The organism is Alkalibacillus almallahensis, from assembly GCF_011761495.1.
Lineage (GTDB): Bacteria > Bacillota > Bacilli > Bacillales > Alkalibacillaceae > Alkalibacillus > Alkalibacillus almallahensis.
Window position 1 is genome coordinate 164,203 of sequence record NZ_JAASRU010000001.1, and the last position, 20,905, is coordinate 185,107.

The 20,905-nt window shown below is 37.0% G+C and carries 19 protein-coding genes; all 19 read left to right on the forward strand.

What is annotated here, in order from left to right:
- The first annotated feature begins 10 nt into the window (after positions 1–10).
- The 19 genes from FHR85_RS00865 (at position 11) to FHR85_RS00955 (ending at position 20,768) form a co-directional block, all read left to right on the forward strand.
- A complete protein-coding gene (locus tag FHR85_RS00865) occupies positions 11–2,056 on the forward strand; it encodes a chemotaxis protein CheA (protein WP_167260090.1) in 2,046 nt (681 codons plus the stop codon).
- An 11-nt stretch (positions 2,057–2,067) separates the two neighbouring features.
- Complete coding sequence (locus FHR85_RS00870; protein ID WP_167260092.1) at positions 2,068–2,532, forward strand: chemotaxis protein CheW; 465 nt, start codon at positions 2,068–2,070, stop codon at positions 2,530–2,532.
- Positions 2,533–2,559: 27 nt separating this feature from the next.
- Complete coding sequence (locus FHR85_RS00875) at positions 2,560–3,189, forward strand: chemotaxis protein CheC (RefSeq protein WP_167260094.1); 630 nt, start codon at positions 2,560–2,562, stop codon at positions 3,187–3,189.
- Entirely contained in the window at positions 3,186–3,683 is a 498-nt protein-coding gene (locus FHR85_RS00880; protein WP_167260096.1) for a chemotaxis protein CheD, read from the forward strand. Before FHR85_RS00875 ends, FHR85_RS00880 begins: the two co-directional genes overlap by 4 nt.
- Complete coding sequence (locus FHR85_RS00885; protein WP_167260098.1) at positions 3,683–4,009, forward strand: hypothetical protein; 327 nt, start codon at positions 3,683–3,685, stop codon at positions 4,007–4,009. Before FHR85_RS00880 ends, FHR85_RS00885 begins: the two co-directional genes overlap by 1 nt.
- An 18-nt stretch (positions 4,010–4,027) precedes the next feature.
- Entirely contained in the window at positions 4,028–4,789 is a 762-nt protein-coding gene (locus FHR85_RS00890; RefSeq protein WP_424923972.1) for a FliA/WhiG family RNA polymerase sigma factor, read from the forward strand.
- 21 nt (positions 4,790–4,810) lie between these two features.
- A complete protein-coding gene (locus FHR85_RS00895) occupies positions 4,811–6,319 on the forward strand; it encodes a DUF342 domain-containing protein (RefSeq protein WP_167260100.1) in 1,509 nt (502 codons plus the stop codon).
- A gap of 67 nt (positions 6,320–6,386) precedes the next feature.
- Positions 6,387–6,692 (forward strand): hypothetical protein, encoded by a 306-nt coding sequence (locus tag FHR85_RS00900; protein WP_167260102.1) that lies wholly within the window; start codon positions 6,387–6,389, stop codon positions 6,690–6,692.
- 26 nt (positions 6,693–6,718) lie between these two features.
- On the forward strand, positions 6,719–7,279 hold the full coding sequence (locus FHR85_RS00905) for a hypothetical protein (protein WP_167260104.1): 561 nt from the start codon (positions 6,719–6,721) through the stop codon (positions 7,277–7,279).
- 148 nt (positions 7,280–7,427) lie between these two features.
- Positions 7,428–8,180: a 30S ribosomal protein S2 gene (gene rpsB, locus FHR85_RS00910; protein ID WP_167260106.1), complete on the forward strand. Its 753-nt coding sequence runs from the start codon at positions 7,428–7,430 to the stop codon at positions 8,178–8,180.
- A gap of 99 nt (positions 8,181–8,279) precedes the next feature.
- A complete protein-coding gene (gene tsf / locus FHR85_RS00915) occupies positions 8,280–9,164 on the forward strand; it encodes a translation elongation factor Ts (protein WP_167260108.1) in 885 nt (294 codons plus the stop codon).
- Between the two features lie 81 nt (positions 9,165–9,245).
- Entirely contained in the window at positions 9,246–9,968 is a 723-nt protein-coding gene (gene pyrH / locus FHR85_RS00920; protein ID WP_167260110.1) for a UMP kinase, read from the forward strand.
- A 2-nt stretch (positions 9,969–9,970) separates the two neighbouring features.
- Positions 9,971–10,528, forward strand: coding sequence for a ribosome recycling factor (gene frr / locus FHR85_RS00925; RefSeq protein ID WP_167260111.1), 558 nt, complete (start codon positions 9,971–9,973; stop codon positions 10,526–10,528).
- Positions 10,529–10,611: 83 nt separating this feature from the next.
- Positions 10,612–11,358 carry an isoprenyl transferase gene (locus tag FHR85_RS00930; RefSeq protein WP_167260113.1) on the forward strand — a complete coding sequence of 249 codons (747 nt, stop codon included), beginning with the start codon at positions 10,612–10,614 and terminating at the stop codon, positions 11,356–11,358.
- Positions 11,359–11,370: 12 nt separating this feature from the next.
- Positions 11,371–12,159, forward strand: a complete 789-nt coding sequence (locus FHR85_RS00935) for a phosphatidate cytidylyltransferase (protein ID WP_167260115.1) — start codon at positions 11,371–11,373, stop codon at positions 12,157–12,159.
- 24 nt (positions 12,160–12,183) lie between these two features.
- A complete protein-coding gene (dxr, locus tag FHR85_RS00940) occupies positions 12,184–13,329 on the forward strand; it encodes a 1-deoxy-D-xylulose-5-phosphate reductoisomerase (RefSeq protein ID WP_167260117.1) in 1,146 nt (381 codons plus the stop codon).
- Positions 13,330–13,345: 16 nt separating this feature from the next.
- Entirely contained in the window at positions 13,346–14,602 is a 1,257-nt protein-coding gene (gene rseP, locus FHR85_RS00945; protein ID WP_167260118.1) for an RIP metalloprotease RseP, read from the forward strand.
- Positions 14,603–14,684: 82 nt separating this feature from the next.
- Positions 14,685–16,379 carry a proline--tRNA ligase gene (locus tag FHR85_RS00950; protein WP_167260120.1) on the forward strand — a complete coding sequence of 565 codons (1,695 nt, stop codon included), beginning with the start codon at positions 14,685–14,687 and terminating at the stop codon, positions 16,377–16,379.
- A gap of 81 nt (positions 16,380–16,460) precedes the next feature.
- Positions 16,461–20,768, forward strand: coding sequence for a PolC-type DNA polymerase III (locus FHR85_RS00955; RefSeq protein WP_167260122.1), 4,308 nt, complete (start codon positions 16,461–16,463; stop codon positions 20,766–20,768).
- Positions 20,769–20,905 lie beyond the last annotated feature (137 nt).

The following is a 20,905-nucleotide window of genomic DNA, read 5'->3' on the forward strand; positions in this document are numbered from 1 at the left end:
GAGGTCACGTATGGAATCGAACCAATACTTAGATGTATTTATTGATGAAAGTAAAGAGAATCTACAAGTTGTTAATGATGGCTTACTAGAATTAGAGAAAGACCCGTCTAACTTATCGATCGTTGATGAAATCTTTCGTGCAGCCCATACCTTAAAAGGAATGTCTGCGACAATGGGATATGAGGATTTGTCAGATTTAACACATAAAATGGAAAATGTTTTAGATGCCATTCGTAACGAAAAAATCACTGTTAACTCAAATGTAATGGATGTGTTATTAGATTCATTAGAATATCTTGAGAAAATGACAGCTGATATCGCTGAGGGTGGTACAGGGTCAATGAACGTTGAATCAGTTGTCACTCAATTAAATGCGATTGAAAAAGGAGAGGAACTATCACAAACGGGAACATCACCTGCTGTAATAGATGATGAATCCGAAACTTCAACCTCTTCAGTTGAAGGATTAACGGTAGATCAATTTGAACGAACAGTTTTAGAACAAGCCAAAACAGACGGTCAAAATGTTTACCACATCACTGTCTCGCTCTCTGAGGACTGCTTGTTAAAAGTCGCACGCGTTTATATGGTTTTTGAGGTTCTTGAGCAAAGTGGTGAAGTAATTAAATCAGTTCCAACCGTAGACGCATTAGAAAATGAGGAATTTGAAAATCATTTTGATCTCATCCTTGTTACATCAGAACAAGATGAAGAATTAAAAGCTAAAATCATGAAGGTCTCTGAAGTTCGTGAGGTGATCATTAAGCCTTTTGAGCTAGAAGCAGAACAGTCTTCTGATGACAAGCAAACAACTGAAGAAAACCAAGCTGTTTCTAATGAGCAGCCTGAAATATCGAATGATCAAACGAACGACCAACCAACCGATCAGCAAAAGAAGGCAGCTGGTAATAAAACAATCCGTGTTAACATCGAACGTTTAGATGCTCTAATGAATCTATTTGAAGAAATGGTAATTGATCGTGGACGACTGGAACAAATTTCAGAAGAATTAAATCACAATGATTTAAAAGGTACGGTTGAAAGAATTTCACGTATTTCTGGTGACTTACAAAATATTATCTTAACGATGCGTATGGTACCTATTGAACAGGTGTTTAATCGTTTCCCACGCATGGTACGTCAGCTAACACGTGAACTCGGAAAAGACATCAATATGGAAATTGAAGGTGCTGAAACAGAGCTTGACCGAACAGTCATTGATGAAATCGGGGATCCACTTGTTCATTTGATCAGAAATGCGGTTGATCACGGAGTGGAAATGCCTGAAGAAAGAAAGCAAAAAGGTAAGCCAGCTCAAGGTAATATGTTATTAAAAGCCTTTCATAGTGGGAACCATGTATTCGTCGAAATTCGTGATGATGGTCAAGGAATTAATAAGGAAAAAGTACTTAATAAGGCTATAGAAAATGGTGTTGTTAGTAGTGATCAAGCATCCAGTCTTACAGATAAGCAAATTAATGAACTGATCTTAGCTAGTGGTTTTTCTACAGCCCAGGAAATTTCGGATATATCCGGTCGTGGTGTTGGCTTAGATGTTGTTAAGAGCACGATTGAATCCTTAGGTGGTTCAATCGAAATTGAATCTGAATATGGAAAAGGAACAACTTTTTCTATCCAATTACCTCTTACTTTATCCATTATTTCTGTCATGTTGGTTATGATCGAAGAAGAGACATATGCGATTCCGTTATCATCGATCATTGAAACAGCCGTTATTAAACACACTGATGTGATGAAAGCCCATAATAAAGAAGTAATTGATTTTAGAGGTCATATCGTTCCACTAGTTGATTTACGTCAAGTATTCGAAGTGCCAAGTGCAAAAGACGAAGAAGAAACCTATTATTCTGTTGTTGTCGTTCGTAAAGGTGACCAAATGGCAGGATTAGTCGTAGATTCATTTATTGGTCAACAAGAAATAGTCTTGAAGAGTCTTGGTGATTATCTATCAAATGTATTTGCTATTTCTGGTGCAACCATTTTAGGTAATGGTGAAGTGGCGTTAATCGTTGATAGTAATGCACTAATTAAGTAAGGAGGAATTCTATGAGTGAAGTCATGCAAGATGATAAGGTCATCGTTTTCAAATTAAAAGATGAAGAATATGGTATTCCAATTGAACATGTTGGTTCGATTGAAAGAATCTTTAATATCACCCGAGTTCCCCGTGCACCTAAATTCGTAAAAGGTGTGATGAATTTGAGAGGTGTGATTACACCAATTATTGACTTACGGGAACGTTTTGGGTTAGAAACGGTAGAACAAACAGAAAGTACACGCATTATTATTATTCATGTGGATGATAAGAGTATTGGCGTCATCGTGGATGCAGCTAACGATGTTGTAGATGTACCACAAGAAAAAGTTGAGCCATCACCTGAAGTAGTCGGAGCAGTAAATGCCGATTATATTAGAGGGGTAGCTAAAATCGATCAGCGTTTACTGATTCTATTAAACTTAGAAAAGGTTCTTTCAGAAGAAGAATTTGATGAGCTATCAACCATTGACTAATTATTATACAAAGAAGAGGAATTCATGATGAATGATTACTTTAATTTTGAACAAATTCATCTAGATGTACTGAAAGAAATCGGTAATATTGGCGCTGGGAATGCAGCTACTTCATTATCTCATTTAATCAATCGTTCAGTATCTATGGATGTACCTGTTGTAAATGTAGTGACCTTTGACGAAATGATGATGGAAATAGGCGGCAAAGACGAAGTACAAGCGACTGTATTTGTACAAGCAAATGGAGATATTTCGGGGAATATGTTTTTTATGATTCCACCAGATGAAGCAGATTTATTTGCACAATTGATGATTGGTGACCCATCTGAAAAAGTCTCTGAAGGTGATGAAATAGCAACGTCAGCATTTCTTGAACTTGGAAATATTTTAACAGGATCTTATTTGCGGGCGTTTTCTGACTTTACACAATTAGATATTAATCAATCTGTGCCGCATGCTGCTATAGATATGGTTGGGGCTATGTTAACGCAAGGACTACTGGAGATATCAACCGTATCTGATCAAGCCATTATGATTGAAACGATTTTACACGATATAGAAGGGTTTGACCAAGCGATCAAAGGACATTTCTTCCTTTTACCGAATCCCGATGCCTATGCAACGATTTTTCAAGCTCTAGGAGTTCATTCGTCATGACACAAGTTTCAGAAGCCGTTAAAGTTGGAATTGCAGATTTGAATGTTGCCCAACACCCACAAACCATTATGACAGCAGGATTAGGATCTTGTATTGGGTTAGTTTTATACGATGAAACGAACAAGATTGCTGGTTTAGTCCATATTATGTTACCTGATTCGTCGATGAGTCGTAATCAAACATTTAAAGAAGCAAAGTTTGCTGATACTGGTCTACTAGCTCTACTGAAATTAATGGAGTCTCAAGGTATTAGAAAGTCACGATTAAAAGCAAAAATGGCTGGAGGTGCTCAAATGTTCAACTCAACTAATAGTAGTGAAATGATGCGCATTGGGTATCGAAATGCTGAGGCAGTACGTGCGTTATTAAAAGAACATAACATTCCAGTTGTTTCAGAAGATTGTGGTGGCAATAAAGGGCGAACAATCGAATTTATGATAGATGATTCACTACTAAAAATTAGAACAATTCATGAAGGTGTGACTTATATCTAATGGTTGGATCTATTTTATATAATATTCTGACGTCAACAGTTGTAGCGGTTTATACCTTTATTCTAGCAATTACGAATAATACTCCAGAACACGCTTTATTTCGTAGTATAATCATATTTATTCTAACTTTTCTGATCATGTACTTGATTCGAAAAGCTTTATTCTTTGTTACTAAAACAAAAAAAGAGACTTTAGCTGTTGAAACTTATTCAGAAACGAGTCATCAAGATGGTCAATCTGATCAGAATCAAGAAGAAATTGATCATAATCAAGCCGCAGAACAGGTTCGGACATTATTGCAGGAAGAACAACAACGTGAAACTTAAGCTTGGGGGTGCATGCCATTGAATAAATCAACAACGTCAATGACTGCCTTATGGAATAAATGGCAGGAAACAAAAGACCAAGAAGCGGGTAATTTACTGGTTGAACATTACATGCCCTTAGTAGATTATCAAGTCAATCGTATTCACTCCCACCTACCAAGAAATGTTGACCGCCAGGACGTTAAAAGTCTTGCGTTTATGGGGTTAGTTGATGCGTTGGAGAAATTTGATACAAGCCGAGACTTAAAGTTTGATACTTATGCTTCCTTTAGAATACGAGGCGCAATCATTGATGGTTTACGCAAAGAAGATTGGCTTCCCCGCTCTGTTCGAGAGAAATCGAAAGAAATCGAACAAGGATATGAAACACTTGAGCAAAAACTACAAAGAGAACCTTCTGTAGAAGAACTTGCGAATTACTTGAGAATGCCGGAAGATGAAGTGGCAGAAGTGTTAAAGGATACGCTGTTTGCCCATGTACTGTCAATTGAAGATAAAACAGACGAACAAAGTGATGAACCACGAGAGAATTTAAGAAATACGATCCCTGATACATATGAAATTCAACCTGACCAACAACTGGTCAATCAAGAAAGCATCCATGAGCTGATTGAAAAGATGCATGAACTTAATGAAAATGAACAAATGGTTTTGAGTTTATTTTATAAAGAAGAATTAACATTAACTGAGATTGGTGAAGTTTTAGACCTTTCTACATCAAGAATCTCACAAATTCACTCAAAGGCAATTGCCAAGCTCTATCATTTATTATCCGCTTAATAAAAAGGGGGGGCGTTCAGAATGGAATTAATAGACTTTATTAAGATTAAAGTATCAAATGATCGTCTCGAAGCGTCTTTAGAAGCCAATATTGACTATTTAAAAAGTTTGCAGGCAGAAATTGAACATCAAGAATCTCAAGAAGATGATCCTTCAGATGAACTGGAAACAGAAACAGTTCAATTAACGGAAGAAACGTTCAATATTGAAGAAATAGTTACTGTGAAAGCAATCCACAAACTTCTTGCACAAGAAAATATTCAATATGGATTGGATGATATGGCAATCCAATCGTTTTGTGAAGTGATTGTTAATGGGGAATATGATGACGAAAACACATATGCTCAAGTCATTGCTACTGGTGATGCGCCTATCAATGGCGAGGATGGATCGATTGATTATCATATTAGCTTGATGACTCAGACTCAAGTAGACGAAACTGCTCAAAAAGTTGATTTTAAAGAAATGATGAAGATTCCTATTGTGGAAATTGATGATCCATTAATTACGATTATAAAGCCGACAGAAGGTGAATCAGGCCAAGATATATATGGTGAACTGATTGCTCCTAAGCCAGGTAAAGATGTCCAAATCAAAGCTGGCGAAAATACTAAAATCAATGACAAGCAATTAACTATTTATGCAACAAATAGTGGCCAAGTGCATTTCACTGATAAAGAAGTTCAAGTATTGCCCGTCTATCAAGTTTCTAGTGATCTTGATTTGAGTGTGGGTAATATCGATTTCAATGGTTCGATTGTCATTAAAGGTGATGTTCCTGAAGGTTTTGCGCTGAAAGCTCGTGGCGATATAACGATACAAGGAATTGTTGAAGCATCTAAGATTGAGGCAGGTGGATCAGTTTTTATTAAAGAAGGAATATCCGCATTAGGGAAAGGTTTTGTCAAAGCGACATTAGATATTTTTGCTGGTAATGTCAATCAAGCTAATCTTGAAGCAGGTAGAAAGGTTCAAGTCAATAATTCAATTTTGCATAGTCATGTGACTTCAAGAGAACAAGTCATTTGTCAAAAAGGGCATATTATAGGTGGTTCTGTTTCGAGCGGGAATTATATTGAAGCAAGAGATGTTGGTAATCGCATGAGTACTAAAACTCAATTATACTTGAGTGAAAACAAGAAGGCAGTCGAAAAGAAATCCTATATAGAAGATCGCATGAAAGAACTCGTCGATCAGCTCAAAAAACTAAAGACTATTGGGGATAAGTTTGAACAATTAAAAGCCGTCCGTGACTTAACAAGCAAAGAGCGTGTGACTTTATTAAGACAACAACATTCTTATGAAAAAGCTAGATTAGAATTGAATGAATTAAATGATGAATACAAAGTCTATGCTAAAAGCCAGCCAGATGACCAATCAAATCAGTTAATAAAAGTCGTGATTCATGATACAATATACCCGAATGTAGAAATTAACGTTGGTAAATACGCTAAAGTGATTAATAAAGAAACGTCAAAAGTATCCGTCATATTTCAGGATTTAGATTTTTCTATTAATCCTTTAGTTTAAGTGTTGTTAATCACAAATAGTTGCTGATGATTAATTTGTTAGTAACTGATAATGAAGAGGTGATCACATGAGTTGGAAAGCTGTTGAATTGCAGGTTGCACTTCCAAGAACACAAGATGCTGGTCAACTTCAAGATCAATTACAACAAAGAGCACAAGTTATGCAAGATGTATTAAGTGAAGAACAATTAAAGGAATTAGAACGCAAAAGAAAAGCAGTCTTAGAGACAAATGAATCTGAACCCGCTCGAAATGAAGGTGACGAGCATTCAGAGAATAACTGGTCACAAGATGCTGGACAACAATCTAGAAAAGAACCAAAACAGCAAATTCCTCATCCTTATCTAGGTAATCGAGTGGACTTATCTAGGTGAGATACAAGATTTAGGTGGTATAATTAGTGGAAATATTTAGTCTTATCTTACACGGGGTTTCATTTATCGCTATTATATATTTATATCAAAGACTAAGACATATAGATGAATCTAATTCTGATCCGGAAAAGCGTATTCGGGAAATTGAAGATTTATTTAATTCATATTTATTGGAACTTAAAGATGAGAATCGTAAATTGCTTGAGGAAATGTCGAAATTTGAACGGCAATCTCAAGCAAGTGAAACAAAAGAAAATTCATACAATTACAATAATGTTAAAACTAATAATGAAGCATCAGAAGCTACATTGTATGTAAACGAGGAAGATAACCAACAAGCTGAAAAGTCATCCAGTGTACAAAAAACAGAAACAACACAACCGTTTGACATTAGTGGAATGATTGCTGATAAAGAAGATAAAGTAGAAATTAGCTCTCAAAAGACAACGGATGACTCAACACCACAGCAAAAAGCTTTTCAAATGTATGATCAAGGTTATTCCGTTGAATCAATAGCCAAATACCTGGAAATGGGCTATACTGAGGTTGAATTGATGATAAAATTTCACTATAAAATGTCGCATTAAGACTTGCCTACCCTATTGTAATGTGATATATTTACTTTTGGTGTTAATACACACGTCTGTGGAGGTAAGTGAAGGTGCTCGTGAATCGAGTTTCGCTTTCGTATGAAGCAGTCGGAGGAAAATAAAAACCATTTAGGAGGATTTTATTATGGCAGCAATTTCAATGAAACAATTGCTAGAAGCAGGTGTCCATTTCGGTCACCAAACACGCCGTTGGAACCCGAAAATGAAACGTTATATTTTCACAGAACGTAACGGCATTTACATCATTGACCTACAAAAAACAGTTAAGAAGGTTGATGAAGCGTTTAACTTCGTTAAGGATGTTGCGCAAGATGGAGGCACAATTCTTTTCGTTGGAACGAAAAAACAAGCACAAGATACAGTGAAGGAAGAAGCTACTCGTGCTGGCATGCATTATATCAACCAACGTTGGTTAGGCGGCACATTAACAAACTTCCAAACTATTGAAAAACGTATTAGTCGTCTTAAAGAAATTGAAGGCATGGAAGAAGATGGTACTTTCGATGTTCTTCCTAAGAAAGAAGTCGTCATGATTCTTAAAGAAAAAGATCGTCTAGAGAAATTCTTAGGCGGTATTAAAAATATGGATGGCATTCCTGATGCACTATTTATCGTTGATCCACGCAAAGAGCGTATCGCTGTAAAAGAAGCGCATAAGTTAAATATTCCAATTGTAGCTATGGTTGATACAAACTGCGATCCGGATGAAATCGATTATGTTATTCCAGCAAACGATGATGCTATCCGTGCGGTTAAATTAATCACAACAAGAATGGCTGACGCGATTTTAGAAGTTAAACAGGGCGAGGCAACAGAAGACGTTGCTGAAGAAGTAACTTCTGATGACGAAGAAGAAAAAGAAGCCGTTCAAGAGTAAAAGGTTAAGGTGATAAGAGGTAGGACCTTTTATCACCTTTTTTACACTGGATATCTATGAACTCTTATAAATTAACTATTCCCTAAGGAGGACATTTTAATGGCAATTACAGCGAATTTAGTAAAAGAGCTGCGTGAAAAAACTGGCGCAGGCATGATGGATTGTAAAAAAGCATTACAAGAAACTGACGGTGACTTAGACAAAGCTGTTGAATACCTACGTGAAAAAGGTATGTCTAAAGCAGCGAAAAAAGCGGATCGTATCGCAGCAGAAGGATCTACACATATTGTTGCAAACGATCAAGCAGCTGCTATGATCGAAGTCAATGCAGAGACGGACTTCGTTGCTAAGAACGAACAGTTCAAGCAACTCTTAAATGATTTAGCAAGTCATATTCTAAATCATCGTCCAACTACGGTTGAAGAAGCATTTGAACAAAAAATTAATGGTACAGACCAGACGGTAAGTGAGTATATTACATCAGCTATTGCTACGATTGGTGAGAAGATTTCACTTCGCCGTTTCGAGGTGTTTGAACAAGGCGAAAACAGTGCTATCGGAAATTACATCCATATGGGTGGTAAAATTGGTGTGCTAGCTCATTTAGACGGTACAAATGATGAAGCTGTAGCAAAAGATATTGCAATGCATATCGCAGCAATCAACCCTCAATATTTATCACGTGATGAAGTTGACCAAGAGCTTGTTGATAAAGAACGTGAACGTCTGAAACAACAAGCACTTGAAGAAGGCAAGCCTGAGCATATTGTAGAGAAAATGGTTGAAGGCCGTTTAGGCAAGTTCTTTGAAGAAATTTGTCTTTTAGATCAAGCTTTTGTTAAAGATTCTGATCAAACTGTAAAACAATATGTTGAATCAAAAGGTGCAACAATCAAAACTTTCGTTCGTTATGAAGTCGGCGAAGGCATGGAAAAACGTGAAGAAAACTTTGCTGATGAAGTCATGAGCCAAGTTAAGAAGTAAAGATTTGTTTAAAATAGGGGACACATTGTGTTCCCTATTTTAAAACAAGTCTTTAATATTTACATAATGACGGAGGTAAATATGTCTAAAGCTGATTTCAAACGAGTTGTTCTAAAATTGAGTGGAGAAGCCTTAAGTGGGGAACAAGGTAATGGGATTGATCCACGATTTATTAAGTCAATTGCTAAACAAATTCAAGAAATACACGACCTAGGATTAGAAATTGCGATCGTTGTTGGTGGTGGCAATATCTGGCGTGGCAAGGTTGGTAGTGAAGTTGGCATGGACCGTGCCAATGCTGACTATATGGGGATGCTTGCAACTGTCATGAATTCGCTCGCTCTACAAGATAGTTTAGAAAATTATGGGGTGGAGACACGTGTTCAAACATCAATTGAGATGCGTCAGGTAGCAGAACCTTATATTCGCCGGAAAGCCATGCGTCATTTAGAAAAACAGCGCGTTGTCATTTTTGCTGGAGGTACAGGAAACCCTTACTTTTCAACTGATACAACAGCTGCTTTACGTGCTGCAGAAATCGAAGCAGATGTTATACTAATGGCTAAGAATAATGTAGATGGTGTTTATTCAGATGATCCATCCTTAAATACAGATGCTGTTAAGTACCATGAATTAAGTTTTATGGAAGTATTGAATGGTGGATTGGGCGTCATGGATTCTACTGCATCTTCATTATGTATGGACAATGACATAGCATTAATAGTATTCTCGATTATGGAGGAAGGTAACATCAAACGAGTTGTTACTGGAGAAGAAATAGGTACAATTATTAGGAGGAAATAGTGATGAGTGACGAAGTGATTAAAGATTGCCGTGACAAAATGAAAGGTGCTGTTGATGCTTTTTCGAAACAATTAGCAACAGTACGAGCTGGTCGTGCGAATCCGGCTATTCTAGATACGGTTTATGTAGAGTATTATGGTGCGCAAACACCTTTAAATCAGTTAGCTAATGTTTCTGCACCAGAAGCACGTTTGCTTGTCATCACACCATTTGATAAGTCTGCAATTGGTGATATGGAAAAAGCAATCCAGAAAGCGGATTTAGGTTTGACACCTAATAATGACGGAAAACTCATACGCATTAACATTCCAGCACTAACAGAAGAGCGACGTAAGGAACTTGTGAAGATTACTAGAAAATACGCCGAGGAAGCTCGGGTTCAAGTTCGTAACATTCGTCGTGAAGCTAACGATCAATTGAAAAAGTTAGAGAAAGATAGTGAAATCACTGAAGATGAGTTACGTTCTTATACAGATGATGTTCAAAAAGAAACAGATAAGCACATTGATCAAATCGATCAATTGCTAGAAGCTAAAGAAAAAGAAATGACTGAAGTATAAGACATCATAAGTGTTTCTGACAGCTTTCGCTTTAGCGGCGAAAGCTGAATTTTTCTTAAATGTTATATTGGAGAGGGATCAGTATGCTTTTTCGTCAAAATGAAAAAGATGAAAAACAAGAAATAAGTTCAGACAATATCCCGCAACATATTGCGATTATTATGGATGGGAATGGTCGATGGGCAAAAAAACGTGCATTACCAAGAGTGGCTGGCCATCGTGAAGGAATGAAATCAATTGAAAAAGTAGTAAAACGTGCTTCGAACCTAGGTGTTAAAGCTTTAACGCTTTATGCTTTTTCTACTGAGAATTGGAAACGCCCTCATTCAGAGGTTGAATTTATCTTGAAGTTACCATCTCAATTTCTTGATACATATTTACCAGGGTTAAAAGAAAACAATGTTAAAATTACGACAATTGGAGATTTTGCCTCCCTTCCGGATTTCACTCAGAAAGCAGTAAACCAAGCCATTGAAGAGACGAAGAATAACGATGGTATGTCATTAATATTGGCTTTGAATTATGGTAGTCGTAAAGAGCTTGTAGAAGCGACAAAACAAATCGCTCAAGATGTTCAGGAAAATTCGCTTCAAATTGATGAAATTGATGAGAATGTCATTGAACAACATTTATTAACTTATACGGTTCCCGATCCTGATTTATTAATTAGAACGAGCGGTGAAAAACGATTAAGCAATTATTTATTATGGCAATTAGCTTATGCAGAATTTTATTTTACCGATCAATTATGGCCAGAATTCGACGAGAATGCATTAGATGAAGCCATTAAGGAATATCAACATCGAAAAAGACGATTCGGTGGATTGTAGGGATGTGATGTATTGAAACAACGCGTTTTAACAGCTGTAATTGGGCTAATTATATTTATTCCATTTATTGTTTATGGTGATTGGCCTTTTATATTAGTTATAGGGCTTTTAGCAACCGTTGGACTTAGTGAATTATTCCAAATGAAAAATATCACGTTGTTCAGTTTTCCTGCTATATTAAGTTTTGTGCTATTGTGGATTGGATTTATTGATTTATTTATTTATTCATTTTTAGTAAACTTACCAATTAATCTGACCGAATTGGCATTATTAGCAGCGTTTACTTTATTAGCTTATATTGTACTTGTAAAAAACCATGTGACGTATAGCGACATGGCTTTTATACTTTTATCATTCATTTATGTTGGCGTTGGATTTGCAACCGTTATTGAAACGCGCTTACTAGGCTTAGATTATATATTGTTTGCATTTTTAATTATCTGGTTTACTGATACAGGAGCATACTTGATTGGTCGTTCGATTGGTAAACGCAAATTATGGCCTGAGATTAGCCCTAAAAAGACAATTGCAGGATTTAATGGAGGAATTGCAAGTGCGGTCATTATCGCCTTAATATTTGAAATGTTTAATCCGTTGTATGATAATATGATAATAGTTATCTTGATTGCCATTTTAGGTTCAATCTTGGCACAATTAGGTGATTTAGTTGAGTCAGCACTGAAACGTACTTACGGAGTGAAAGATTCTGGTCGGATATTACCAGGTCATGGTGGCATATTAGATCGTTTTGATAGTTTAATTTTTATGTTACCTTTTCTACACTTTTTACAGTTCCTTTAATTTAATCATGAATGAGGGTAGACAATGAAAAATATAGTCTTATTAGGGGCAACAGGATCTATTGGTGTACAAACCTCAGATATTATTGAAGCCAATCCATCCGAATTTAATTTGTATGCGATGGCATTTGGTACACGAATAGATGTTGCGAAACCCATTATAGAGCGTTTGAAACCGTCTGTTGTGGTTGTGAAGGATAGCTCAGTTAAGGAGCAATTAATCAATCAAATTGATCATAACATTACAATTTATTCTGGATTAGACGCTTTAAATGAATTGGTTACAGAGCCTGATGTGGACTTAGTGGTTAACGCCTTATTAGGAAGTGTTGGGTTAAAACCTACATTGGCGGCTATTCGTGCCCGAAAACAAATTGCATTTGCAAATAAAGAAACACTAGTTACGGCAGGTCATCTTGTAAAAGCTGAAGCTGACCGATATGGGGTTGATTTATTACCTGTTGATAGTGAACATGCTGCTATTCATCAATGTTTACGAGGTGAGAATCCGAGTGAAATTAAGCGAATGGTCATCACAGCTTCAGGAGGTAGTTTTCGTGACTATACACGAGATGAGTTGGTTGGTGTTACTAAAGAAGATGCTTTAAAACATCCTAATTGGAGCATGGGTGCGAAGATTACAATTGACTCTGCTACCATGATGAATAAAGGTTTGGAAGTCATTGAGGCACACTGGCTTTTTGATGTGCCTTATGATCAAATAGACGTGTTAATGCATAAAGAAAGTGTTATTCATAGTATGGTTGAATTTGTTGATCAGAATGTCATGGCACAACTTGGTACACCAGATATGAGAATCCCTATTCAATATGCTCTAACCTACCCTGATCGAACGACTTATAATTTATCATCAGGTCTTGATTTAACTTCGTTCGGCACGCTTCACTTTCAAGACTTGAGTTTTGATCGTTTTCCTTGTCTAGACATGGCTTATCAGGCTGGTCGTGAAGGTGGCTCTATGCCAACTGTATTAAATGCAGCAAATGAAGAAGCAGTGCAGTTATTTTTAAATGATCAGATTGATTTTTTAGGTATCGAGAAGGCGATCTATGATGCATTATCTGAACATCAAAGAATTGAAACACCCGATTTAGATACGATTTTAGATATTGATCAAGAAACACGCAAACGTGTAAGACGCCGTCACTAAAAGGAAGGTGCTTGGATTGAATACGATAATAGCATTTTTATTTATGTTTGGTTTACTCGTGTTTATTCATGAGTTAGGCCATTTGATTTTAGCGAAAAGGGCAGGAATGCTTGCACGAGAATTTGCCATTGGTTTCGGTCCGAAAATTTTTTCTTACCGTAAACACGAAACATTATATACGGTTAGATTATTACCGATTGGTGGTTATGTAAGAGTTGCTGGTGAAGACCCAGAGATTATCGACTTGAAACCTGGTCATCATATTGGCTTAGAATTTAATGACTTAGGTGAAGTCAATAAAATCATTGTCAATAATAAGTCAAATCACCCAGATGCAAAAGTTGTTGAGGTATCTAGAATTGATCTAGATCATGAATTAACAATTGAAGCTAATGATTTAGACACTGATACTTTTCATAAATATAGTGTTAATCGACAAGCCTTATTCGTCATGGATGAAAAAGAAACTTTAATTGCTCCATATGATCGCCAGTTTTCAAGTAAGAACACAATCCAAAAAGGACTACAAGTTTTTGCAGGACCATTTATGAACTTCGCATTAGCGATTGCATTGTTCATTGCACTTGGATTTGCTCAAGGTGTTCCGGCTGAACAAGCAATTATCGGAGAAGTACAAGAGGATTCACCTGCTGCAGCAGTCGATATTGAAGCAGGTGACCAAGTTGTCTCTATCGATGATCAGTCGATTAATACATGGACTGATTTTGTAAGGTATGTACAAGAAAGACCTGGAGAAACAGTAGAATTAACAATGGAAAGAGGAGATGAACTTGTCACCACTTCAGTTGCTCCTGCTGAAGTTACAGAACAAGGAGAATCTATTGGTCAATTGGGTGTTCGAAGACATTTTGAAGATGCGCCAGGTGATGTGATTGCTTATGGTTTCACCCAGACTTATGATATGACGATTCTTATATTAGACGCTCTTGGCCAGCTTGTGACAGGTCAATTATCATTAGATGCATTAGCAGGTCCTGTCGGCATCTATTCAGCTACTGATGACGTAGTTCAAACGGGTTTCTTTAACTATATCATGTGGACAGCGATGCTCAGTATCAATCTAGGTATTGTAAACTTATTACCTCTACCTGCATTAGATGGTGGTCGATTGATATTCATTGGACTTGAAGCTATTCGAGGTAAACCACTCGACCCTCAAAAAGAAGGGATTGTTCACTTTATTGGGTTTGCATTACTCATGTTATTAATGATTGCTGTTACGTGGAATGACATTGAACGGCTATTTATGTAATTGGTTTTACATGACTAGATTAAATGAGTGATCATAGTTGTCCATAACTGATCAGGGAATATAACAAATGAGGTGAAATTGTATGAGACAAAGTAATATGCTAATACCGACTTTACGAGAAGTACCTAAAGAAGCAGACATTCCAAGTCATCAGTTGTTATTAAAAGCTGGTTATATTCGTAAACTGGCATCTGGTGTATATAACTTTTTGCCGTTAGGTAAGCGTGTTTTACGCAAATTAGAAACCATTATTCGTGAAGAAATGGATCGTACGGGCGCACAAGAAATTCAGATGCCAACTTTGCAACCAGCGGAACTATGGGAAGCTTCAGGCCGTTGGGAGACAATGGGGCTTGAATTAATGAGGCTAAATGATCGTCATGAACGAAAATTTGCATTAGGGGCAACGCATGAAGAAGTTGTGACATCTCTAATTGGAGATGAAATCAATTCATATAAAAAATTACCGTTAACTGTTTATCAAATTCAAAGCAAATTCCGTGATGAAAAAAGACCTCGTTTCGGATTATTGCGCGGTCGTGAGTTTTTAATGAAAGATGCTTATTCCTTCCATGAAACTTATGAGTCTCTCGATGAAGCTTATAATCGTTTATTTGAAGCATATAAGCGCGTGTTTGAACGATGTGGATTAAATTTCCGAGCCGTTATAGCTGACTCAGGTGCTATGGGTGGTAAAGACACACATGAATTCATGGTCTTATCAGATATTGGTGAAGATACAATAGCTTATTCAGATCAATCTGACTACGCTGCCAACGTTGAAATGGCACCAGTCCTGCCAACACAAGAGAAGTCAGAGACTGAACCTAAACCACTTGAAAAAATCGAAACACCAAATGCGAAAACGATGCAGGAAGTAGCTGACTTCTTAGGGCATTCCTTACAAGAAGGTATGAAAGCCATCATGTTTAAAGTGGATGATCGTTTCGTAATGGTTGTAACACGTGGTGATCACGAGGTGAACGATGTTAAACTCAAAAATTTATTCGATGCTAAGTTTATTGAGTTAGCAACAGAACAAGAAACGATTGATGTAGTTGGTGCTGGATTTGGTTCTTTAGGCCCGATTAATGTTCCTGAAGATGTTGAAGTTATTGCTGATTATGCTGTTAAACCGTTAGTTAATGCCTCTTGTGGTGCCAATGAAAATGGTTATCATTACCGCAATGTGACACCAGAGCGCGATTTTGAGGTTACACAGTACGCTGATGTGCGTTTTATTGAAGAAGGAGATCCTTCTCCAGATGGTCATGGTACCATACAGTTTGCAAAAGGTATTGAAGTAGGCCATGTATTTAAACTTGGGTCTCTGTACGCGGACAAGTTAAACGCTTCATTTTTAAACCAAGAAGGACGTGCCCAAACCTATATTATGGGTTGTTATGGAATTGGGGTGTCACGTACACTAGCTTCCGTAGTTGAACAATTCCATGACGAACAAGGCATGTTTTGGCCAGACTCCCTTGTGCCATTTGATGTTCATATAATCAATCTTAATATGAAAAAAGATGAACAAGTTGATTTAGCAGAAACAGTTTACACAAACTTACAAGAACAATCCTTTGATGTGTTATACGATGATCGTCAAGAACGAGCGGGTGTGAAATTTAATGATAGTGATTTAATTGGAATTACGCATCGCGTGACGATTGGTAAACGTGCAAATGAAGGTTATGTAGAATACAAGAATAGAAAAACTGGCGAACAACAAGATATTCATGTAGATGAACTTGTTTCATTTTTAAAAACGTTATGATTACAATCAAAACCCTTGTCTATGAATAGGCAAGGGTTTCTAAAATCATGATAAGTCCACCTTTTAAGTGAGGAATCGAGTATGGATTTAAATAAACGTGAAAAATTAGAGTTATTATTACAACAAATAAATATGCCTGAAGAAGTGGTGAACAATCATTTTGATCAGACGGTCTTAGAGAAATTAACGGTTTATAAATCGACGAAACAGTGGATCTTTCATTTACATAATCCAAACCCGTTTGATTTTGATGTGATCTCATTATTTAAAGCGAATTTACAAACAGCTTTTCACCATGTGGCATCTGTTGATGTACAAATTACAACAGATGAATCGACAGTAAGCGAAAGCACTTTCCAAGCCTATTGGTTTGATTTCATTCATTCAGTCCATGATTTGTTTCCAGCTTATAAAGAATTTATTTGTAATCAGACGCCTAGACTTGAGGGTGCAAGTGTCATTCTGAATGCTCGTAATGACGCTGAAGCTAATATGGTTAAGAAAAAACTCGATCCGTTATTTCAAAGTTATTGTCACAAGCATGGTCTTAAGACTTGTCATATTCAACTTGAAGTAAGCCAAAACGAAGAAGCTATTCAAGCCTTTCAACAACAAAAACTTGAAGAAGAACGTACTTTGGTTCAAAAGGCGATGCAAGAACAGGCTGAAAGACAAAAAGCTAAAGAAGAAGCTGAAACTACCGAAAGTGGAACAGTGGGTCCTCTTCAAGTTGGTCATGAGATCAAAGAAGATGCTGTTGAAATGCACCTTATCTTAGAAGAAGAGCGACGCATGGTCATTCAAGGCTATGTTTTTGATGTAGATATTCGTAACCTTCGTTCTGGTCGAGATTTACTCATTATTAGCATCACGGACTATACAGATTCAATTCAAATTAAAATGTTTTCTAAAGGTGATGAACAGAAGGCATTATTTGCACAAGTCAAAGCGGGCATGTGGTTAAAAGCTAGAGGTAGTATTCAGACTGATACTTATACAAATGAATTAATAATGATGGGTCAAGATTTAAATGAGGTTAAAGCTAAAGCAAGGCAAGACCCAGGGATTGATGGTGAAAAACGGATTGAGCTTCATGCGCATACGACGATGAGTCAAATGGATGCGACTGTATCTGCTGAAAGTTTAGTTGAACAAGCTGCCAAATGGGGACATGAAGCTGTCGCGATTACAGACCATGGTGTCGTACAAGCATTTCCTGAGGCCTATAATGCGAGTCAAAAGCATGGTGTAAAAGTGCTGTATGGAATTGAAGCGAACTTAGTTGATGATGGTGTGCCAATTGCTTATAACGAGGCAAACCAGACCTTACACGATGCTACTTATATCGTATTTGACGTTGAAACAACTGGTTTGTCTGCTGCTTATGATAAGATCATAGAACTTGCAGCTGTAAAAGTTCATGACGGAGAAATTATCGATCGGTTTGAACGATTTGCCAATCCACACCAAAAGTTAAGTCAAACAACAATCGATTTAACCGGCATTACTGATGATATGGTTAAAGACGCACCTGAAATCGAAGAGGTAAGCCGTGAATTTTATGAATGGTGTGGTGAAGATATATTAGTCGCTCATAATGCTAGCTTTGATATCGGTTTTATTAACGCAGCTTATAAGCAGTTCAACTTACCAAAAGTGACCAATCCAGTGATTGATACATTGGAATTAGCTAGATTATTATATCCAAATTTAAAAAATCACAGATTAAATACACTTTGTAAACATCTAAATATTGATTTAACTCAACATCACCGTGCTATTTATGACGCTGAAGCGACAGGTTATTTATTGTGGAGTTTAGTCAAATCGGCAAAAGAAAAAGATATTGAGACACATACGGACTTAAATAATTATGTAGGGCAGGGCGATACTTATAAACGTTCACGCCCAAATCACGCTACGATTATTGCCCAATCTGACGAAGGCTTAAAAAACTTATTTAAGCTTGTTTCGATGTCACATATTGATTATTTTTATCGTGTTCCAAGAATTCCTCGTTCACAACTCAAGAAACATCGTGATGGGCTATTTATTGGATCAGCCTGCGATCAAGGTGAACTTTTTGATACGATTGCGCTTAAATCAGAAGAAGAAGCAGAAGAGGTTGCTGAATTCTATGATTATATAGAAGTCCAACCGCCAATGAATTACTATCATTTGATCGAAAAGGAAAATGTTCAATCGGTCGAACACATTAAGCAATTAATTAAGAAACTTGTGTCGATTGGTAAGAAATTAGATATACCCGTTGTCGCTACAGGTAATGTGCATCACTTGCATTCTCATGAGAAGATTTATCGACAAATATTAATTGCATCACAAAGTGGAAACCCATTAAATCGACAAACGATTCCAGATGTTTATTTCAAAACAACTGCAGACATGTTAGAAGACTTTGCTTTCTTAGGCGATGATGTGGCAAAAGAAATCGTCGTCACGAATACCAAGTGGGTCACTGATCAGATAGATGATATTAAACCAATTAAAGATGAATTATATACACCTAACATTGAAGGTGCAGATGATGAAATTCGTGACATGTGTTATACACGTGCTAAGTCAATTTACGGTGATGAACTACCAGAGCTTGTGTCTAAGCGATTAGATACTGAATTAACCAGTATTATTGAAAATGGTTTCTCGGTTATCTACTTAATTTCTCAAAAGATCGTGAAAAAATCATTAGACGATGGTTATCTTGTAGGCTCGCGTGGTTCTGTTGGCTCTTCATTTGTCGCAACCATGATGGAAATCACTGAAGTTAATCCATTACCACCACATTATGTTTGTCCGAACTGTCAGTATCACGAATTTTATACTGACGGTAGTGTCGGCTCAGGCTTTGATTTACCGAAAAAGGATTGCGAACAGTGTGGAACTGCCTATCGTCGAGATGGACAAGATATTCCGTTTGAAACATTCCTTGGATTTAAAGGTGACAAAGTTCCGGATATTGATTTGAACTTCTCTGGCGAGTATCAACCGGTTGCTCACCATTATACAAAAGTGTTATTTGGTGAAGATAAAGTTTATCGAGCAGGAACAATCGGAACTGTAGCTGAGAAAACGGCCTATGGATTTGTGAAAGGTTATGCTCAAGACCATCAACTCATGTATCGTCAAGCAGAAGTGGACCGACTTGTGCAAGGATGTACTGGTGTGAAACGGACAACAGGTCAGCATCCCGGAGGAATTATTGTCGTTCCAGATGACTATGAAATATACGATTTTTCACCCATTCAGTATCCAGCAGATGACTCTAGTTCGGAATGGTTAACAACGCATTTTGACTTCCATTCCATTCATGATAACTTATTAAAACTAGATATACTGGGACATGATGATCCGACAGTTATTCGAATGTTGCAAGACTTAACTGGTATAGACCCAGAAACGGTGCCAACCAATGATCCTGAAATGATGAAAATCTTTAGTGGCCCTGAGGTGTTAGGAGTTAATGAAGATGATATTCTATGTAAAACGGGGACTTTAGGTGTACCAGAGTTTGGTACGCGATTTGTTCGCCAAATGCTTGAAGATACGAAGCCTTCAAGTTTTGCTGAATTAGTTATTATTTCTGGTTTATCTCATGGTACTGATGTGTGGTTAGGTAACGCTCAGGAATTAATTAATGACGGAATTTGCGAAATTGGCGATGTCATTGGTTGCCGTGACGATATTATGGTCTATTTATTACAAAAAGGTTTGGAATCATCCTTAGCCTTTACGATTATGGAATATGTTCGTAAAGGTCGTGGATTGAAAGATGAATGGATCGAAGAAATGAAAAACCATGGCGTGCCTGATTGGTATATTGAATCTTGTAAGAAGATTAAATATATGTTCCCGAAAGCACACGCAGCAGCTTATGTATTAATGGCAGTTCGAATTGCTTATTTCAAGGTGCATTACCCAATTGAATTTTACGCAGCTTATTTTTCAGTTCGAGCTGATGACTTTGATATTGATACAATGGTTAAAGGTTCGGAAGCTATTAAACAACGGGTTGAAGATATTTTAGAAAAAGGCAATGAAGCATCGCCAAAGGAAAAGAGTTTATTGACTGTTCTAGAACTTGCTCTTGAAATGACGATGCGAGGTTATCAGTTCCAATCAGTTGATTTATACCGTTCTGATAGTCAGCGGTTTATCGTTGATGGCGATACGTTAATTCCACCGTTTAACGCGATTGATGGCTTAGGAACAAACGCTGCTATTAATATTGTTAAAGCTAGAGAAAACGGCGAATTTCTTTCAAAAGAAGATTTACGTGAGCGCTCTCGTATCTCTAAGACAGTACTGGAGTATTTAGACAATCACGGTTGTCTAGGTGAGTTACCTGATCAAAATCAATTATCACTGTTTTGATCAAATAAAGGTGTTAAATCTGCATGTGGTTGCATGACATACCTATTTATGGTATATTAATTGACAGATTAGCAAAAGATACGTCTACGATGAAAGAGTGGGTTCTTCCCACTCTTTCGTTTTGTCTACCCTGCTGC

Bases quoted from the DNA above. Each gene is read 5' to 3' on its own strand.
- FHR85_RS00865 (WP_167260090.1), top strand. From the start codon at position 11: ATGGAATCGAACCAATACTTAGATGTATTTATTGATGAAAGTAAAGAG.
- FHR85_RS00870 (WP_167260092.1), top strand. From the start codon at position 2,068: ATGAGTGAAGTCATGCAAGATGATAAGGTCATCGTTTTCAAATTAAAA.
- FHR85_RS00875 (WP_167260094.1), top strand. From the start codon at position 2,560: ATGAATGATTACTTTAATTTTGAACAAATTCATCTAGATGTACTGAAA.
- FHR85_RS00880 (WP_167260096.1), top strand. From the start codon at position 3,186: ATGACACAAGTTTCAGAAGCCGTTAAAGTTGGAATTGCAGATTTGAAT.
- FHR85_RS00885 (WP_167260098.1), top strand. From the start codon at position 3,683: ATGGTTGGATCTATTTTATATAATATTCTGACGTCAACAGTTGTAGCG.
- FHR85_RS00895 (WP_167260100.1), top strand. From the start codon at position 4,811: ATGGAATTAATAGACTTTATTAAGATTAAAGTATCAAATGATCGTCTC.
- FHR85_RS00900 (WP_167260102.1), top strand. From the start codon at position 6,387: ATGAGTTGGAAAGCTGTTGAATTGCAGGTTGCACTTCCAAGAACACAA.
- rpsB (WP_167260106.1), top strand. From the start codon at position 7,428: ATGGCAGCAATTTCAATGAAACAATTGCTAGAAGCAGGTGTCCATTTC.
- tsf (WP_167260108.1), top strand. From the start codon at position 8,280: ATGGCAATTACAGCGAATTTAGTAAAAGAGCTGCGTGAAAAAACTGGC.
- pyrH (WP_167260110.1), top strand. From the start codon at position 9,246: ATGTCTAAAGCTGATTTCAAACGAGTTGTTCTAAAATTGAGTGGAGAA.
- frr (WP_167260111.1), top strand. From the start codon at position 9,971: ATGAGTGACGAAGTGATTAAAGATTGCCGTGACAAAATGAAAGGTGCT.
- FHR85_RS00930 (WP_167260113.1), top strand. From the start codon at position 10,612: ATGCTTTTTCGTCAAAATGAAAAAGATGAAAAACAAGAAATAAGTTCA.
- dxr (WP_167260117.1), top strand. From the start codon at position 12,184: ATGAAAAATATAGTCTTATTAGGGGCAACAGGATCTATTGGTGTACAA.
- FHR85_RS00950 (WP_167260120.1), top strand. From the start codon at position 14,685: ATGAGACAAAGTAATATGCTAATACCGACTTTACGAGAAGTACCTAAA.
- FHR85_RS00955 (WP_167260122.1), top strand. From the start codon at position 16,461: ATGGATTTAAATAAACGTGAAAAATTAGAGTTATTATTACAACAAATA.